At 54.5% G+C, this 16224-nt stretch carries 13 protein-coding genes; 3 read left to right on the plus strand and 10 right to left on the minus strand.

Translation table 11 applies throughout. The features are described 5' to 3' along the window. The first annotated feature begins 67 nt into the window (after window positions 1-67). Window positions 68-463: an NUDIX hydrolase gene (locus BLR64_RS04450; RefSeq protein WP_090712561.1), complete on the plus strand. Its 396-nt coding sequence runs from the start codon at window positions 68-70 to the stop codon at window positions 461-463. Window positions 464-635: 172 nt separating this feature from the next. Here the strand turns inward: BLR64_RS04450 and BLR64_RS04455 are convergent, their stop codons facing one another. The 5 genes from BLR64_RS04455 to BLR64_RS04475 all read right to left on the minus strand — a co-directional run bounded on the left by BLR64_RS04455 (window position 636) and on the right by BLR64_RS04475 (window position 7290). Beyond that, complete coding sequence (locus BLR64_RS04455; RefSeq protein ID WP_139171905.1) at window positions 636-1403, minus strand: BofC C-terminal domain-containing protein; 768 nt, start codon at window positions 1401-1403, stop codon at window positions 636-638. 227 nt (window positions 1404-1630) lie between these two features. Continuing rightward, the gene (locus BLR64_RS04460) at window positions 1631-2908 is read right to left on the minus strand and encodes a serpin family protein (protein WP_090712566.1); all 1278 of its coding nucleotides are present in this window, start codon (window positions 2906-2908) and stop codon (window positions 1631-1633) included. An 89-nt stretch (window positions 2909-2997) separates the two neighbouring features. Beyond that, a complete protein-coding gene (locus tag BLR64_RS04465; RefSeq protein ID WP_090712568.1) occupies window positions 2998-5124 on the minus strand; it encodes a CocE/NonD family hydrolase in 2127 nt (708 codons plus the stop codon). 12 nt (window positions 5125-5136) lie between these two features. Continuing rightward, window positions 5137-6297: a dipeptidase gene (locus BLR64_RS04470; RefSeq protein WP_090712570.1), complete on the minus strand. Its 1161-nt coding sequence runs from the start codon at window positions 6295-6297 to the stop codon at window positions 5137-5139. Between the two features lie 18 nt (window positions 6298-6315). Beyond that, window positions 6316-7290, minus strand: coding sequence for an ornithine cyclodeaminase family protein (locus tag BLR64_RS04475; protein WP_090712572.1), 975 nt, complete (start codon window positions 7288-7290; stop codon window positions 6316-6318). 179 nt (window positions 7291-7469) lie between these two features. On the opposite strand from BLR64_RS04475, the gene fabV reads away from it, so the two are divergent. After that, window positions 7470-8651: an enoyl-ACP reductase FabV gene (gene fabV / locus BLR64_RS04480; protein ID WP_090712574.1), complete on the plus strand. Its 1182-nt coding sequence runs from the start codon at window positions 7470-7472 to the stop codon at window positions 8649-8651. A gap of 60 nt (window positions 8652-8711) precedes the next feature. On the opposite strand, the gene BLR64_RS04485 is transcribed toward fabV, so the two are convergent. The 5 genes from BLR64_RS04485 to BLR64_RS04505 form a co-directional block, all read right to left on the minus strand. Then, window positions 8712-10598 (minus strand): FtsX-like permease family protein, encoded by a 1887-nt coding sequence (locus tag BLR64_RS04485; RefSeq protein WP_090712576.1) that lies wholly within the window; start codon window positions 10596-10598, stop codon window positions 8712-8714. Further along, complete coding sequence (locus BLR64_RS04490) at window positions 10570-11337, minus strand: ABC transporter ATP-binding protein (RefSeq protein WP_090712578.1); 768 nt, start codon at window positions 11335-11337, stop codon at window positions 10570-10572. Before BLR64_RS04490 ends, BLR64_RS04485 begins: the two co-directional genes overlap by 29 nt. A 107-nt stretch (window positions 11338-11444) precedes the next feature. Next, window positions 11445-12440: a sensor histidine kinase gene (locus BLR64_RS04495; protein WP_090712580.1), complete on the minus strand. Its 996-nt coding sequence runs from the start codon at window positions 12438-12440 to the stop codon at window positions 11445-11447. Next, window positions 12440-13144 (minus strand): response regulator transcription factor, encoded by a 705-nt coding sequence (locus BLR64_RS04500; protein WP_090712582.1) that lies wholly within the window; start codon window positions 13142-13144, stop codon window positions 12440-12442. Before BLR64_RS04500 ends, BLR64_RS04495 begins: the two co-directional genes overlap by 1 nt. 39 nt (window positions 13145-13183) lie before the next feature. Continuing rightward, on the minus strand, window positions 13184-14560 hold the full coding sequence (locus tag BLR64_RS04505) for a hypothetical protein (RefSeq protein ID WP_090712584.1): 1377 nt from the start codon (window positions 14558-14560) through the stop codon (window positions 13184-13186). 252 nt (window positions 14561-14812) lie between these two features. Between BLR64_RS04505 and BLR64_RS04510 the strand changes: the two genes are divergently transcribed. Next, window positions 14813-15949 (plus strand): glycoside hydrolase family 88 protein, encoded by a 1137-nt coding sequence (locus BLR64_RS04510; protein WP_090712586.1) that lies wholly within the window; start codon window positions 14813-14815, stop codon window positions 15947-15949. The last annotated feature ends 275 nt before the right edge of the window (window positions 15950-16224 follow it).

Genomic DNA, 16224 nt, shown 5'->3' on the forward strand with positions numbered 1-16224 from the left:
TGACGTGTCAAGGCCGTATCAGGCGCTGCGGACATAGGGCTTGCAGGCGTGTGGAGCTGCTGTGATTATGGATTCAGAAGGGCGAATTCTTCTAGTAAAACATAACTACGGAAAATACAATTGGGAACTGCCGGGAGGGTTATCAGAGCTTAATGAATCCGCAGAGGAAACTGCAAAGCGAGAAGTGTTGGAAGAAACCGGTCTGGAAGTTGCCGTAGGTCGCTTAACAGGCGTGTATTATGAACCCGCTCACGATATGCATCATTTTGCATTCATGTGTAAGGTAGTCGATAATCAACCACCACAGCCTGATGCTGCGGAGGTAACAGAATGTAAATATTACAACGTAGATGATTTGCCCAGACCGATTAGTGACTTCACTATTGCACGTATACAGGAAGCTTTGAATACTGACAGTAATCCATTATTCCACACCATCGGACCAAGACAATGGTTTGAATAGTCAGGGAGCATCATCTAGTCTGTTCATCTATCTGAGACGATAGCTCAAAGAGCCGCCTTATTCACCAAGGCGGTTTTCTTATGCTGGAAAATCAACATTAGACTTTAAATAGTCTATATCAAAAAAAAGGCCATGCTGCCCATACCGGGCGCATAGCCGTTAAGTACCGTATCTATTCAGCCTGCATAACCTGCTCTGCCGAATCCCGTGCATAGTCACTGAAGGTCGAAAGCACACTGTTGTACTCCTCGATATCCTGTACACGTATACCATCATGCAGCTGCTTCCACACCTCTTCCGGAAGTGAGGATTTCATCGAGCCCATATCCATCTGAAAAAAGGTCTTCAGCACCTCTTCCCCTTCCGGCCGGCCCTTGAACAGGCTCAGATTCCCCTCTTCATCGACGCCGATGTAAGCATTCTGCTTGGTCAGCGGCGACAGGTCATTTACCCGCTTCTCGAGCCACAGATCGCCTTCCCCGCTGATCCACCCGCTCCAGCCCGGACGGTCTTTGATCAGCGCCTTTTGCTGCCCTGGACTTTTCAGGCCGGGCAACGTCTGGATTTCCTCACCGGTGACGTAGACCGTCTTCAGATGCACCACCCGGCTGATCCCCTCACTTCTTACCGTCTCCAGTAATTTGGCACGCTCCAGCGTGATGCTTCCGTCTTCCCCGGTGTCTCCGGCATTATGATGAACAGCCGCCAGAGCCGCTATACTGTTATCCGGATCTCCGCCCTGCAGCGGATCATAAAACGTCCCTGCCGCTTCCGGCATATTCCATTCAGCTGTGCTAAGCAGTCCGCTCAGCTGCTGCGGAACCTGCATTCCCCGCCAGCCGAGCACCGTTAGTGCGATACAGGCCGCTCCAACCCAAGGGGCATTTTTCCACCGTCTCCACCGCCGCCACAGCTGTTTTTTCAAGCGAAAAGCGTTCACTGTAATCCCTTCATTCTGCTTTTTTGGCTATTGTGGCCTGCAAGGGGAGGGATTATGCGCGTCCGGCGGAAAAATGTTGCTATTCAACGGAGGGAAGGCAGATTTTCATGAATTTAAGTGGCGTTTTTCCAACTAGTTTCCCGGCAGCAGGATTTTCCGCAGAATTAGATAGCGAAAATCCACATAGTTTGATGAGCGCATGCCGCTTTTTCTATCTTTATGTGAATTCAGCTATTCCGCCGGCAGCGGCTCCCCAATGGACCCGAGGAACAGCCATAACCCAGTCTGTGTGTCCTTGATAATGAAGACAAACGGCCGGTCGGCTCGAAAGGTAAGTCTGCAGTGGGAGCCGCTCCGCCATCCATTGCAACGAGCGTTGAGGCTGCGGCTTCTGTTCCGGATTCATTCACCTCGATAAATGTCTTATGAATAATAGAGCCAATGAAGATGGGCGTATCCACATCTGCAAGCGCCGTGAAATCTGCTGTGACCGGATCAAACGGAGTCTTCACGCCCAGTGCCTGTACAGCCTCCTTCAGATCAACGCCGTATTCGGCAGTGAACCGCGGAAGGCCGACGGTTCCGAACCTCTCTGCGAACGGGTCTCCGGCAGGCAACCCGCCCTGAAGCACCTCATCTACAGACGAACCTTCAGACGGCAGAATAACCAGCATCTCCATCTGGCCTTCCCCGTAAGGAAGCCTTACAGCCTGCCAGTCCTCATTCTCTGCATAAGCAAAGGTACCGGTCTGCTTCATCATCATCACTTCTGCAGCGGTATTATTCCCCGTGTGAAAGTCTGCAGGCTCAGAGCGCTCTACAGGAAACTTCTCTTGCCACGCTCCTTTAAAATACAGAGCATTGACCAGCAGAGCTACTGTATTGCCTCCGGGCGGCTGCTCCAGCATCCTGTCTATCTTGTCCGCCGTATGATCTTCAACCCACTGGTTCACCTCGGTAACGGACTTCTCCGCAGACAGATCTGTTGTGCGAACCTGCGCCCCATAGCTGGTCTTGGCTGCTTCCAGATACTTCTTGTGCAGCTTTATGCCGTTCTCTACCCACACCGAATGGGCCAGCTCAAGCTGAACGCCGGGTCCGGCATCGTTCATTAGCGGCAGCAATGCCTTGTTGCCTGCATTCAGCTGCTCCAGCTCTCCGGGAGCATAGCCCAGCAGCTCTCCCAGCTCTTCCGCCGTCTCACCGCCGCTGCCATTGTAAGCCAGGGCCAGCGCGGCCGATATGCTGTACGGTGAAACCGTAAGATTACCTTCCCCGCCGTTCTGCTCCCTCAGCTTGCCAAGCAGCCGCAGGCCAAGCTCATTGCTCTGCCGGGCAAGCCGGGCATCCAGCTTCGCCGCTAGCGCAGCCCGTTCACTGAAGTTCATCGCGGAGTCTGCAGCAGAGCCGCCGGCAAAATCATCAGACCCGCCAGAACTGCAGCCGGCCAGCAGAATACATGGAAGCAGCAGGACATACAAAGACAGTGCCGGTCTTTTTCTCATAAAACGTCCCCCTTTTATCTCAGTCCATTCAGGCAAATGCTGACATACCTTACCTGACGGAGAATAAATGGAAAATGTTTCAATCCGCTTTATGCATTCGGTATAACCGGCAGGAGAATATGACTCGGATGCTCTGTGCTATGGCAGATGGTTTGCTGAACAATTACCGCTTCCGTATCCTCATACGGATTATTGCCGGTGTTCGTATTCGGGAACGCGACAAACTTGCTGGATGAGGTAACCGTGAAGCGGATGCGGTGTCCGGCAGCGAAGGTATGGGCGATATTTTGCAGGAAAATATCATATTTCTCCACCTGACCCGGCACCAGCAGCTGCGGCTTGTCCAGCCCGTGACGGTATTTGGCCCGTACAATATAATTGGACAGCCGGATCGAGTCGCCGTTCTCATGGACATCGCTGAGCGTCACAACCCAGTCGGTATCAAGGCCCGTGCTTGCCGCATACAGAACGCAGGACAGCTCCCCGGCAACCGTCAGCCTGTCGGCCAGAGGTTCACTGGTGTACACCACAATATCGCTGCGCAGCTCATGCTTCCGCATATTTTCCGGCTCCCGCTCCCCGCTGTCCGCCACAGGGTCCGCCGGATTATAAATAAACGTGTCCGGGGCGGAGTCCGCTTGCGGGGCGGATACCAGCCTGCCGTCGCCCAGCGACGAATTCGCCCGGCCCTCCCCGGCGAGATAGAACGGCGTAACCACCGCTTCAGCAGGAGTCCAGTCTTCAGAGGTTCTCCAGCGGTTTTCACCGACTACATAATAGGAGGCCCGCGGCTCCTCATCAATACCGTTTCGAATCTCCTTCAGGAACCGGTCGAACCAGCGCAGCACAGAGACATCATAATCGTAGACAACCGCATCCTCGCCAAAAGCAACGCCCTGCAGATCCCTGGCCCGGTTCGGCCCGTGCTCCCAGGCGCCCAAGCGGATTTTGCGGTTTGGTACATCATGCTCAGTCAGCATCCGCCAGGTCTCCGATACACCGGGACTGTCCCCGTCATACCAGCCGGAGATCACATACACCGGAGCCTTGACCTGATGGCCCAGCTCGGTGAAGGTGCAGTTCCGCCAGAAGTCATCGTATTCCGGATGCTGGCTCCACAGCTCCCACGGGCCCGAGGTCTTCCCGATCATCTGCTGCGGAATATCCCTGATCGGCCTTGCATCAACCGCAGCTTCCGGGCTTACCGTAATCCCGCCAAAAATATCAAAATCCGTCCGCGTTCCCACCGACTGCGCCAGGGTCCAGGACAGCAGCGGCCAGGAGCAAAGAGTCCCGCCTTTGCGTGCGGTATCAATAAACGGCGAGCCTACATTCACTTCATCGACAACCGCCAGGAGGTTCGGATGCCCGCTGGTGGCAGCTGCGACAACGACATAGCCGAGATAGGATGCGCCCCACATGCCGACTTTGCCATCCGACCAATCCTGGGCGATAATCCAGTCGATCGTGTCGTAGCCGTCATCCCGTTCATTATAAAAGGGAATCAGCTCACCCTCCGAATCCGCCCTGCCCCGCACATCCTGGGAAACTACGGCATAACCCTTGTTCGCCCAGCGCATAAAAATCTCTTTTTTCCCGTTACGGTCATAACAGGTCCGTACAAGAATAGTCGGCAGCTTAGTCCCAGGCTGAATGCCCTCAGGCAGAAATACATCGGTTGCCAGCTTGATGCCGTCACGCATGGGAATCAGGAACGTTCCGAGGTCATTAACGCCATACTCCGGCTTGGACAGAAGCGGCTCATCATAGACCGTCAGCGGAGTCAGCGCTTCATAGCCTGCCTTGACGATCAGCTCAATTCCGTAGCGGTTAGGGGTAAGAAAAGCAATGACCTCCCCGTTCAGCGTCACTACATCCAGCACCGTATCGCCCCGCAGGGCCCAGACTTGAGAAACCTCCAGCTTTCCGCCGATTTCCGCTTCATATTGAATATGCTTGTGGTATACCTCACCGGTGTCCAGGACAACCTTTTCTCCCGTCCAGTCTGCAGCTTCGTAGGAAGAGAGCTGGCGGGCGATTTTGGTAAAAGGAAGGACATATTTCGCGTTCGGATCAAGCACATTGCCCTGCATTTGCGTGCGGCGGCGGACGTCTACCTTGGCGTGCATAATTGCTTTTTCCGTAAAATGAATCCTGCCGCTATAAATCCCCGAACAGTAGAAATGGAAGTCCGTTGTATGTAAATAGTTAGTCATCAGTGCAATCCCCTATCCGCAGATTTGTTCAAATACCCGGAGCCAGTTGCCGCCCATGATCTTGGCGATGTCTTCATCCGTGTAGCCCCGGGCTACCAGCCCCCTGGTGAAGTTGATAAACGTGCTGTATTTTTCAAGTCCGGCTACCGTTTCGGTCGAAGGCCCGTCCCCCGGGGCAAAGCCTAGCTTGGGCGCAATATGCTCTTTAAAATAAACCAGGGACCAGTCGAGGTCACTCATCGGCCAGTCTGTGCCAATGCCCACATGGTCAACGCCAGCCAGCCTAATCACGTACTCTATATGATCCAGCACATGGTCAATCGTCGTATGGTCAGGATCTTCATGAACAAACCACGGCATCGCAAAAATCCCGATCACGCCGCCGGTTCCGGCAATGGCGAGAATCTCCTCATCGCTTTTACAGCGCATATGCGGATATATCACTTCTGCTCCGGTGTGTGAGGCAATGACCGGTGTGCTTGAAACCTTGCAGGCATCCAGGGTCGTCTGTTTGCCGCAGTGTCCGGTATCGACAATGATCCCCAGCTCGTTCATCCGCTGCACGAACCGGACCCCGAAATTCGATAGCCCGCCGTTCGCCTGCTCTGCACAGCCGGAGCCGATCAGATTCTGCTTATTATAGGTCAGCTGCAGAATGCGCAGCCCGAAGTGATGCAGCACCTCAAGCAGCTCCAGATTGGTGCCGAGGGCATCCGTCTCCTGGGCCGTCACAATGCCCGCTACCTTGCCCGACTGCTTGGCGCTGCGGATATCTCCGGCGGTCAGCGCCTTGATCAGCCAGTCATTGGCATCAAACTGCAGCTGCACCTCGCCCATGCTTGTAACCAGGCTCTCCATATCGTTCAAGTGCAGCTCCCGGTTGCCTGCCGTAATGCCGGACTTGAACCACTCCTCTTTGTACTCAGGAATGTCACCTCTAGCAGCCAGCTTGGTCACCCATTTGGCCGGCATGGAGCTGTAGGCCATCGGCTCATCCTTGTACGGCTCGCTAAGCTCTTTGATTCTCTCTGAGACAGCAGCGGGAATTGCGCTTGGTGACAGCGGCCCCTGAAACAGCAGATCAATGTTGATATTCTGCTCATGCAGCCGCTGTGCGCGGAGCTCCTGCTCCTCCGTCAAATTAAAATCATACAATCCTGACTGTAAGCTCATCTGTTTAGCCTCCTATGATCACATCTCCACCTCAACACCTTTACGCAAAACCAAAGCCTGATTGTAAATATATTGCGCTGCAGCCAGGTCCTCAATCGCCAGGCCCAGTCCCTTGAACAGAGTAATCTGCTCCGGGCTGCTCCTGCCCTCCACTTGTTGCAGGAGCAGCCCGCCGAGCTCGCCGGCGATATGCCCTTCGGCTATGGCACCCTCAGCCAGCGGAATGAGATAGTCCCCCGCCTCGTGAACGGCGGATTCCAGCCGGTCCACGTAGAGCCCGGATGCCGCTACCAGCGCCGAGTCCAGCTCCCGCTCATGCGGCCGGCAGGCGCCGACGGCGTTGATATGGGCTCCCTTCGGGACCCACTCGCCATTCAGCACCGGCACACTGGAAGCCGTCACGGTACAGATGATGTCCGCAGCCTGTACCGCCTCGCGAGCTGTCGCCGCTGCCGTTACTTCTATGCCGTATCTGGCGGCCATCTCCGCGGCAAAACGCTGCGCCTTGTCCGGCGTTCTCCCCCAGACGCGGACCTCGCGGATGCTGCGCACCAGCAGCATCGCCTCCAGATGGCTGACCGCCTGCTCGCCGGTGCCGAGGATCGCCAGCACGCCGGCATCTTCCCGGGCCAGCAGCTTCGTTGCTACCGCACTGACCGCCGCTGTGCGGATCGCCGTGATCTGCCGGCCGTCCACAATGGCATTCAGCCTGCCGGTCTCTGCATCGAACAGTGCAACCGCCCCCTGATGGGAGGGCAGGCCTCTGTCATGATTGTGCGGGAACACGCTGATCAGCTTGGCTCCCGCCGCAGCTTCCTGCCGCAGATAACCCGGCATCAGCCCGAACAGATTCCCGCCCATAAGCGGCATAACCTGCCGCAGGCTCTGTACCGCATCTCCTGAAGACAGGGCTGCCAGCACATCCTGCATGACTCCGATGCAGGCTTGCATCGATAGAATCTCCGCTGTTTCTCTTCCGTTAATCACCAGCATTTTGTACGGCCTCCAGTCTTATCAGCTATTCTTTCTACTATTTATCATAGCGCTATCCCGGCTGTTTGCGAAATACCGGAGACAAAATAACCGGGGGGCTTATCTTTCTGAGCCATCATTTGCTATACTCTATAACAGTGGTTGTAAACTTAAAATTGAAAACAAAGGGGATTTCCTATATGATCATCCAGCCCAAAACACGCGGCTTCATCTGCACCACGGCGCATCCCGAGGGCTGTGCCCGGCAGGTACAGCAGCAGATCGACTATGTAAAAGCACACAAAAAACTGAGCGGACCCGTTAATGTTCTGGTTGTCGGAGCCTCCACCGGATATGGACTGGCTTCGCGCATTACCGCTGCCTTTGGTGCCGGAGCGAATACGATCGGCGTTTTCTTCGACAAGCCGGCTGAAGGTGCACGTACGGCTTCTGCAGGCTGGTATAACTCCGCTGCGCTGGAGAAGGCTGCTGCCGAGCAGGGCCTGAAGTCGTTCAGCATCGTCGGCGATGCTTTCTCTGACAGCATCAAGACCAAGACGATCGATCTGATCAAAGCCGAATTCGGCACCGTTGATCTCGTAGTGTACAGCGTGGCTTCCCCGCGCCGTACCCATCCGGTGACAGGAGAAACCTTCTCCTCCGTGATCAAGCCTGTCGGCAATGCCTATACCAATAAAACTATGAACTTCCACTCCGGTGAAGTTTCCACCGTAACGATCGAGCCTGCAACGGAAGATGAAGTGCGTCAGACCATTGCCGTTATGGGCGGCGAGGACTGGGGCATGTGGATCGACCAGCTTCAGGCAGCAGGCGCGCTTGCTGAAGGGGCAACAACAGTAGCCTACTCCTACATCGGACCTGAGGTTACTCACCCGATTTATAAGGACGGAACAATCGGCCAGGCCAAAAATGACCTGGAGAAAACCGCAATCGCACTGAACGAGAAGCTGAGCGCTACAAACGGACGTGCCTTTGTATCGGTTAACAAGGCGCTTGTAACCCAGTCCAGCTCGGCCATTCCGGTCGTGCCGCTCTACATCTCTGCCCTGTACAGAGTGATGAAAGACAAAGAGCTGCATGAGAACTGCATCCAGCAGATGTACCGCCTGTTCGCCGAGCATCTGTATAATAGCGACGCCGGCAGCAGCCACCTGATCCGCATCGACGACTGGGAAATGCGTGAAGACGTTCAAGCTGAGGTCATGAAGCGCTGGAGCGAAATTGAGACAGCCAATGTACCTGTTCTGGCGGATCTGCCAGGCTACCAGGACGATTTCTTCAACCTGTTCGGCTTCCGCACGGAAGGTGTGGATTATGAAGCCGACACCGACCCGGCGGTAGACATCCCGAATCTGGTGTAATATCCAAGAACAGCGAAGAGGCCGCTCCCATACCGGGATACGGCCTCTTTTTATATGAATCTACTGCCTCAATGCCAGTCTTACCTGTCTTGTATAGAACAGTCTCACGATCAAGAAATAAACCAGCTGAATGATAAAGAACAGGCCCAGCACAAGCGCGGATTCCTTAAGCAATGAATACTGGAACATATGCGACAGGGTCGTAAGCGCCACGGCTCCATGTACCAGCGCTACAATAATAGGCGCAAAAAACAGCAGGCTGATCTGGCGGTTCAATATCCGGCCCAGCTCTTTTTCACTGAGGCCCAGCTTCGATATGGCTTTGAACTTGTGCTTATCCTCATCCAGATCGCTGTACAGCCGGAAATACAGAAAGCTGCCTGCCGATACAAAGAACACAATGCCGACAAAGAAACCGACGAACATCATCGGCCCGAAGTTTTTAACCGTCATGTCCATCTGATAGTCCATGGCTCTGAACTGATAAGCTTCGGAGTAAGGCAGCTTGTTCAGCAGCTGTCCGCCGGCAGCATCTGCTCCTTTTTGGCCAGCCGGTCCGTGCCAGGCATAGTAGTGATCCGCCCTGGACGGATTGCCGAGGCTTGACAGCAGCGCGTCCGGGACAACCAAATAATGGCTGACAACACTGACCACCGGAGAAAGAATGGCCCGGTCCGCTTCCACCACGGCCCCCGTCTGCAGCTGCAAAGGCTGATTCAGCATGCCCTCTCCGTTGCGGGACAGCCCGTAATCAACGGCCACCGCCTGCCCTCCCCTCAGCTCGATCAACTCCATATCCATTATCTCCGCAATATGGTTGTATTGACTTTGCTTCACCAGCAGCAGCATTTCGCCGCTCCCTGCCGCAAGCGGATAATAACTAAGCTCAAGCTCAGCCGGCTCGGTTCTGAGCCCCGATTCACTGAGCTGCTGATTGACCAGCTGCACATGCGCCTGCTCCATACTGTCGCCTTCCCTGGCCAGATAAGTGAACAAATAGGGATTATGCTTGGGCAGCGAACCGTACAGCATCGACTGGAAGCCGTACAACGACCCGATGGCACAGAAGGACACTGTTGAAATAATCGCCACCAGAAAAAAGGTACGCGCATTATCCTTCATCCGGTAAGACAGATCGGAGAACAGCAGCATATTGGTTCTGAACCAGAAAAAGCGCTCCTGACGCTTCAGTCTCCGGATGATATAGACGCTGAGCTGGGTGAACAGCAGATAGGTTGCAACAGTAACCATAATGACCACAGGCAGGAGCAGTAATACGGCCTCCAGCCCTTCCGCCCGCAGCGACAGGAAGTAGCTGATCCCGATTAGGACTACGACAAGCAGGGACAGCAGCAGCGAGGCCTTCGGCTCCTTTTTCGGCTGACGGTCTGACTTGATCAGGGTAATCAGCTTGCCGCTGCGCAGTACCGCCGAAATAAACAGGGAGATCAGCACGAACAGCAGCAGAAAGGAGACCAGGGTAAGCACAATCGCCTGCAGCGGAAAATAAAAATACAGCCGCTCATTAAGCGCAATTATATTCTCCCCGGCCAGCAGAATCCCCTTCGCGAACACCAGTCCAAGGCCCAGACCGCCGGCGATGGCACTGAAGCCGATCAGCATATTTTCCATAAAAATCATCCTGCGCAGCTGGCCGGTCGTCATGCCCTGCAGGATCATCAGGCCGAATTCCTTTTTGCGAGACTGCAGGAAGGCGCTCATCGAATACAGCACGAAGAAGAAGGAGAATACATAAATAATCCATTTCGAGACCGTCAGGGCTACCACGGTGCTTGAATTCAGCCTGTCGGCACTGAGCTGCGGATGCGAGGCAAAGATCGAGAACGTAAAGAACACCATAACCATGAACATGCTGCTGAGAAAATAGGCGGTGTACAGCCGTTTGTTGCGGGTGACATTACGGAATGCGAATTGTCGGAACGTCATTGCCGTATCCCCCCAGCAGCGAAAGTGTATCAATGATTTTCTGGAAAAAGCCCTGGCGGTTGTCGCCGCGGTGAATCTCGGTATAAAACCTGCCGTCCTTGATGAACACCACACGATGGCAGTAGCTTGCAGCCACAGCGTCATGGGTAACGAGCAGCATCGTCGTTTTTTGCTCCTGGTTGATCGTCATCAGCATATCCAGGACATCCTTGGCCGCTTTGGAATCCAGATTGCCGGTAGGCTCATCTGCCAGCAGCAGCTTGGGCGAATGAATCATCGCTCTGGCAATGGCTGTCCGCTGGGACTGGCCTCCCGAGATTTCATAAGTACGCTTTTTCATAATAGAGGCTATTCCCAGCTTGTCCGCGATCCGCTGCGCCTTCTCCTTCATCTCACGAACCGGAGCCCCGTCCAGCGTCAGCGGCAGCACCATATTCTCTTCCACCGTCAGCGTGTTCAGCAGATTGAAGTCCTGGAAGACGAAGCCCAGCTGACGGCGGCGGAAGACGGCCAGCTCATTTTTGCCCATCCTGCCTATACTCTTGCCGTCGATCAGAATCTCTCCGGTAGTCGGGCTGTCGACGGTGGCGATCAGGTTCAGGAGTGTCGTTTTTCCGCTTCCGGACGGCCCCATGATCCCTATGAATTCCCCCTCATCCACCGTCAGATCGATGTCTGTCAGCGCCCGGTAGGCGATGTTTCCTTCATATATTTTATTGACCTGTTTTACCTGCAGCATCTTTACTTTGTCTCCTTTCTATAGCGGGCTAATTCTGTACCCAATATACAGTGCAGGCAGAAGAGCTGCTATCGAATAAGGTTTCACTTTTCTTACATGCATGTAAGCTAAGCAGTCGCTGCAAAAATAAGCCGGACCACAGTGCCCTTCCCGGCCTCAGACTCCAGTTCAATCCCATGCCCGAGCCGGTCGGCAGCCTCCTTGGTCAGATACAGCCCCATCCCTGTGGATTCGCGCAGGCCCCGCCCGTTCTCACCGGTGAAAAAGGGATCAAATACCCGCTTAAGGTCAGACGCCTGAATGCCGATCCCCTCGTCCCTGACCTCTATAACAGCCTCGCTGTTCCGTAAATAACAGGAAACCGTGATTTTTTTATCGCCGGACGCTTTGACCGCCGTGTATTTGATCGCATTGTTAATGATCTGCGACAGCATGAAGAACAGCCATTTCTCGTCCGTCTGGACGGAAATGCCCGGACCAGCCGCCTCCACCGCCGGAAAGATCCGGTTGCGGATAAACTGGCGTTTATGCTCATGCAGAACCTCATGGATCAGCTGCGGGAGAACCACCTGTCTAATGTTAAAATCCTTCTCAAACGCCCGCAGCCTGGCCATGTACAGCACCGTATGCAGACCGCTGCGCATCCGCTCCAGCTCCTCCCGGATGCTGGCAAACTCAGGCTCATCCATATTCTGGACCGTAAGCTCGATAACCGAGAGCGGGGTCTTCATCTGATGCACCCACTGGTCGATGAAGCTCAGATGCTGCTCCTGCTGCTTTTTCACTGCCGTGAGCTGCTGCATGGTATGGCGGTAGTGGGAATGCAGCAGCTCCTCCAGGGCTTTGGATACGGGGGATTCCTCTATTTTTTGAAAGGCCTCATCCAGTGAATCGAGCGGCCGGCTGAGCCGGAGATAAAAGCGGCGCCGGGTCACGTACTGGTGAACCAGATAACAGGAGAGGAAGAAAAAACCTATAAAAACAGCATACAAGGCAACCGGCAAGTGATGATAACCATCCAGCCAGTAAATGGAGATGATTGCCCCGAACTGGACCAGCTGAACGACGATCAGCAGCAGGTGCTCCCGTATAAACAGCTTCATCAGACACCCTCTCCCCAAGTAACATTCAGCCGGTAGCCCGTTCCCCTGACCGTCAGCACAGCCTCCTCGATCCCAAGCTCCTGCAGCTTTTTGCGGACCCGGGTAATGTTCACATTAAGCGTATTCTCATCAACAAAAGCCTGAGGCTGGTCCCACAGCTTCTCCAGCAGCGCTTCTCTGCTGGCTACCCGCGGGTAACGCTCCATCAGACTCTCCAGAATATCGGTTTCTTTTTGGGTCAGGCTGACCATATCTTTCCCAAGCTGCAGCTCGAGCCTCTCGGGATACAGGATAAGACCGTCCTGCTCAATCACTGCTTCCTGGCGTACTCCGGCATATTCCCCGAACGCCCGCCGCAGATGGCTGCGGATTTTGGCCAGCACAACCCCGGAATGAAACGGCTTGGTGATATAATCATCCCCTCCGTTCTCCAGCGCCATAATCTGGTCCATCTCACCCTCACGGGCTGAAATAAAAAGGATAGGACATGTGGAGACGCGGCGGATTTGCCTGCACCAGTAATAGCCGTCGTAGCTCGGCAGATTCACATCAAGCAGTACCAGCTCCGGCTGCGCTTGCCGGAATTCCTCCAGCACCTGCTGAAAATCCTGGACCAGTACCGCCTCGTACCCGTATTTTTGGATGGCTGACTGCAGAAGCTCGGCAATCTTGATGTCATCCTCCACGATCATTATTTTGGTCATAAGAACAGCTCTCCTTAACCGTTTCAATCCGGGGCAGCCTCAATAAATCGGATACCCCCATACGAACAATCCCAGATACAGCAGGCTGCCTGCTATACATACTACCGTTACCGCACTGTCTTTAGCCTTATCCTTCGTAAGCAGCACAACGGCAAAGGCCAGCGGAAAAGCAGCAGCCAGATAACGCGGCGCGGACAGCAGCCAGGTCGGACCGGTTACAAATACAAAATACACAATCATATAGGCCGTATAGGAGGGATGGAGCTTCCTGGCGCTTTTGAACATTACATACAATGTAGTAAAAATTGCAAGCAGATTCGGAAGCCAGAGCCCAAGAAAGCTGCGGCTGTCTCCTTCCTTGAACTTGCCGACCGCGTACTCCATCTGGTACCTCACGGTATCAAAAAACAGATACTGCCGCTGGAACCAGTGCTCCCGCTGGTAAATGCTGAACTGCAGCGCATTCCCGTAGACAGCGTAGTTGATGTACAGATAGGCCAGCAGGCCAAGCGGCACAATTGCCAGACAGCCGGCGGCAGCTGCCAGCATGCGCTTGAACGCCTTTTTATCGGCAGGTTTGTAGGTTTCAGCAAGGCCGCGCCACAGCTCAATAACAATCGGTACCGCCAGCAGGACCCCGGGAGAACGTGTGAATCCGGCCAGGGCGGCGCATAAGCAGCCAAACAGCCACTTCTTTTTGCGGACCAGATAAATGGATAGTAACGACAACAGCAGGAATAAGGACTCCGTCATCGGCAGCAGGAAGAAGAAGGCGGCCGGGAAAATAAACATATATTTTACCACCCTGAAGGCTTCTTTCCTGTCCATGTCAAGCGCCGCAAGCTCATAAGCAACCAGTGCAAAGGCAGCTGCACAGAGATTGGCTACGGCATAGCCTGCAGCAAGATAGTTATTGGTGAAGAAGTGAACGGCCTTGATCAGGATCGGAAAAAAGGGCAGGAACACGATATGGAACCGGGGGTCCCCCTCCGTCACATACCAGTTCTCGGCAATGCCCAGATAAGAGGGAGCATCGATTCCTTTTAAATGCCAAGCCTCATTCAGATACCCGAACAGGTCTCCGGTGTAACCGTTCTTCAGGATAAGAAAAGCGTAGGCGGCAACCGCCATTAGCAGCCTGCTGAGCAGCACCCAGACAACAATTTTCGTCCACGCCTGTCTGCGCAGATCTTCAGCAGCTTCCAGCCCGGCATACTGTTGGCTCCGGCCGGGTGTAATATATCCGGTTAATGCAGGTATCGCACGCAGGCCGGTCATGATGAACAGTACGTAACAGGCCGCTGCGGCCGCAGTGCCCATAAACGTCCAGCTGCTGACATGCGCTGCCCAGTACACCCCGGTTGCTGCCATGACGGCTGCAAAAATGACAGAGATGCTTCGATTCATCTTCTCCATCTGCTCCCCCTTGTGGTTAATAACATTATGTATGGTTGTTCTATCGATATAAGTAATTTTTACCATAAGACAATGGGATTGTCTTTACAATCTTAAAGCCGGCCATACTCAAACCGCAATATATCTAATCAAATACACAACAAACCGACACCGCATCAGATTTATAATGAGACTGAGAACAATATAGCGACATATTGTAACCCATCATTTGAGCATAAAAACAATCTAGCGATACCAGGAGGTTATTCCAGCATGAACCGGAAATCCGTAATTGAACAGACCCTGGCCATTACCCGCCTTAACGTTGAGCGTTTCGGTAAACGCTTTCCTATTGTTAGCATGGGCGATGGCAAATACCACCTGACTGACCAGACGAACTGGACGGAGGGCTTCTGGTCCGGTATTTTGTGGCTGAGCTATGAATACAGCAAGGATCCAGCGCTTTATTATGCAGCGATCCAGACAGTGGATTCCTTCCGTGAGCGCATGGAAGCAGGGCAGGCGCTGGATCATCATGACATCGGCTTCCTCTACTCCCTGTCCGCCAAAGCGCGGTGGATCGTCGACAACGATGAAGCCTCCCGCCTGCTGGCGCTGCAGGCCGCCGATGTGCTGATGAAGCGCTGGCGTTCAGCACCGCAGGTGTTCCAGGCCTGGGGGCCGGAAGGTGACGCCGACAACGGCGGCCGGATTATCATCGACTGCCTGATGAACCTTCCGCTGCTCTACTGGGCAGCTGAACAGACCGGAGACCGGAGGTATGCCGAATGTGCCACCATTCATGCCGACAAAAGCCGCCGGTTCCTGGTGCGGGGGGACGACTCCTCCTATCATACCTTTTACTTCGACCAGGAGAACGGAAATGCTATCCGCGGCGGAACCGCGCAGGGCTTCCAGGACGGCTCGACCTGGACACGGGGCCAGGCCTGGGGCGTCTACGGCTTCGCGCTGGCTTACCGCTATACGCGGGATGAGCGTTTCCTCGAAACCTCGCGGAGGCTGGCCCGCTACTTTCTTGAGCATCTCCCTGAGGACCATGTCGCCTATTGGGATTTCGATGCCCCGCAGGAGGAAGGAACCGCGCGTGACAGCTCAGCTTCAGCCATCTTTGTATGCGGTGTGCTTGAGCTGCTGGAGCATCTCCCGGAAGGCGACCCGGACCGTGCTTTGCTGAGCGACGCGGTAACCCGGTCGATGGAATCCCTGATCAACAGCTATTTCACCGCCGGCAATCCGGACGAGGAAGGCTTCCTGCGCCACGGCTCCTATTCGGTCAGAGGCAACTCCTCCCCCGACGACTTCATGATCTGGGGCGACTATTTCTTCCTGGAGGCGTTGCTGCGCCTGGAGCAGAGACTTCCGGGGTATTGGTACGGCCGGCAGGCGTAGGTAGAGAGGTGAGTGGCAAGGAATGAGGAGCGGAGACTGGGAATGTTCGTTGAGAGTGGTACTTCCGGTAGACAATCAACCGGCTCGGCGGCGGGGAGTTTGCAGTGAGTGCCTGAGTATTCTGGATGAGTGTGTGGGGACAGCAGGAGAAAAAATCAGAGTTTAGCTGTGAGGTAGGCTCGATAGTTACTTAGGAGTAACTAGTCTTGGGGAATGGGAGCAACCCGCCCCCTCATCCGCTGGAATCAGAGGGATTTTTCCCTCTATTGCGGCTG

This window comes from Paenibacillus typhae (genome assembly GCF_900099765.1).
GTDB classification, from domain to species: domain Bacteria; phylum Bacillota; class Bacilli; order Paenibacillales; family Paenibacillaceae; genus Paenibacillus_AQ; species Paenibacillus_AQ typhae.

Coding starts and splice junctions, on each gene's coding strand:
- BLR64_RS04450 (WP_090712561.1), top strand. CDS start 68: ATGGATTCAGAAGGGCGAATTCTTCTAGTAAAACATAACTACGGAAAA.
- BLR64_RS04460 (WP_090712566.1), bottom strand. CDS start 2,908: ATGAGAAAAAGACCGGCACTGTCTTTGTATGTCCTGCTGCTTCCATGT.
- BLR64_RS04465 (WP_090712568.1), bottom strand. CDS start 5,124: ATGACTAACTATTTACATACAACGGACTTCCATTTCTACTGTTCGGGG.
- BLR64_RS04470 (WP_090712570.1), bottom strand. CDS start 6,297: ATGAGCTTACAGTCAGGATTGTATGATTTTAATTTGACGGAGGAGCAG.
- BLR64_RS04475 (WP_090712572.1), bottom strand. CDS start 7,290: ATGCTGGTGATTAACGGAAGAGAAACAGCGGAGATTCTATCGATGCAA.
- fabV (WP_090712574.1), top strand. CDS start 7,470: ATGATCATCCAGCCCAAAACACGCGGCTTCATCTGCACCACGGCGCAT.
- BLR64_RS04485 (WP_090712576.1), bottom strand. CDS start 10,598: ATGACGTTCCGACAATTCGCATTCCGTAATGTCACCCGCAACAAACGG.
- BLR64_RS04490 (WP_090712578.1), bottom strand. CDS start 11,337: ATGCTGCAGGTAAAACAGGTCAATAAAATATATGAAGGAAACATCGCC.
- BLR64_RS04495 (WP_090712580.1), bottom strand. CDS start 12,440: ATGAAGCTGTTTATACGGGAGCACCTGCTGCTGATCGTCGTTCAGCTG.
- BLR64_RS04500 (WP_090712582.1), bottom strand. CDS start 13,144: ATGACCAAAATAATGATCGTGGAGGATGACATCAAGATTGCCGAGCTT.
- BLR64_RS04505 (WP_090712584.1), bottom strand. CDS start 14,560: ATGGAGAAGATGAATCGAAGCATCTCTGTCATTTTTGCAGCCGTCATG.
- BLR64_RS04510 (WP_090712586.1), top strand. CDS start 14,813: ATGAACCGGAAATCCGTAATTGAACAGACCCTGGCCATTACCCGCCTT.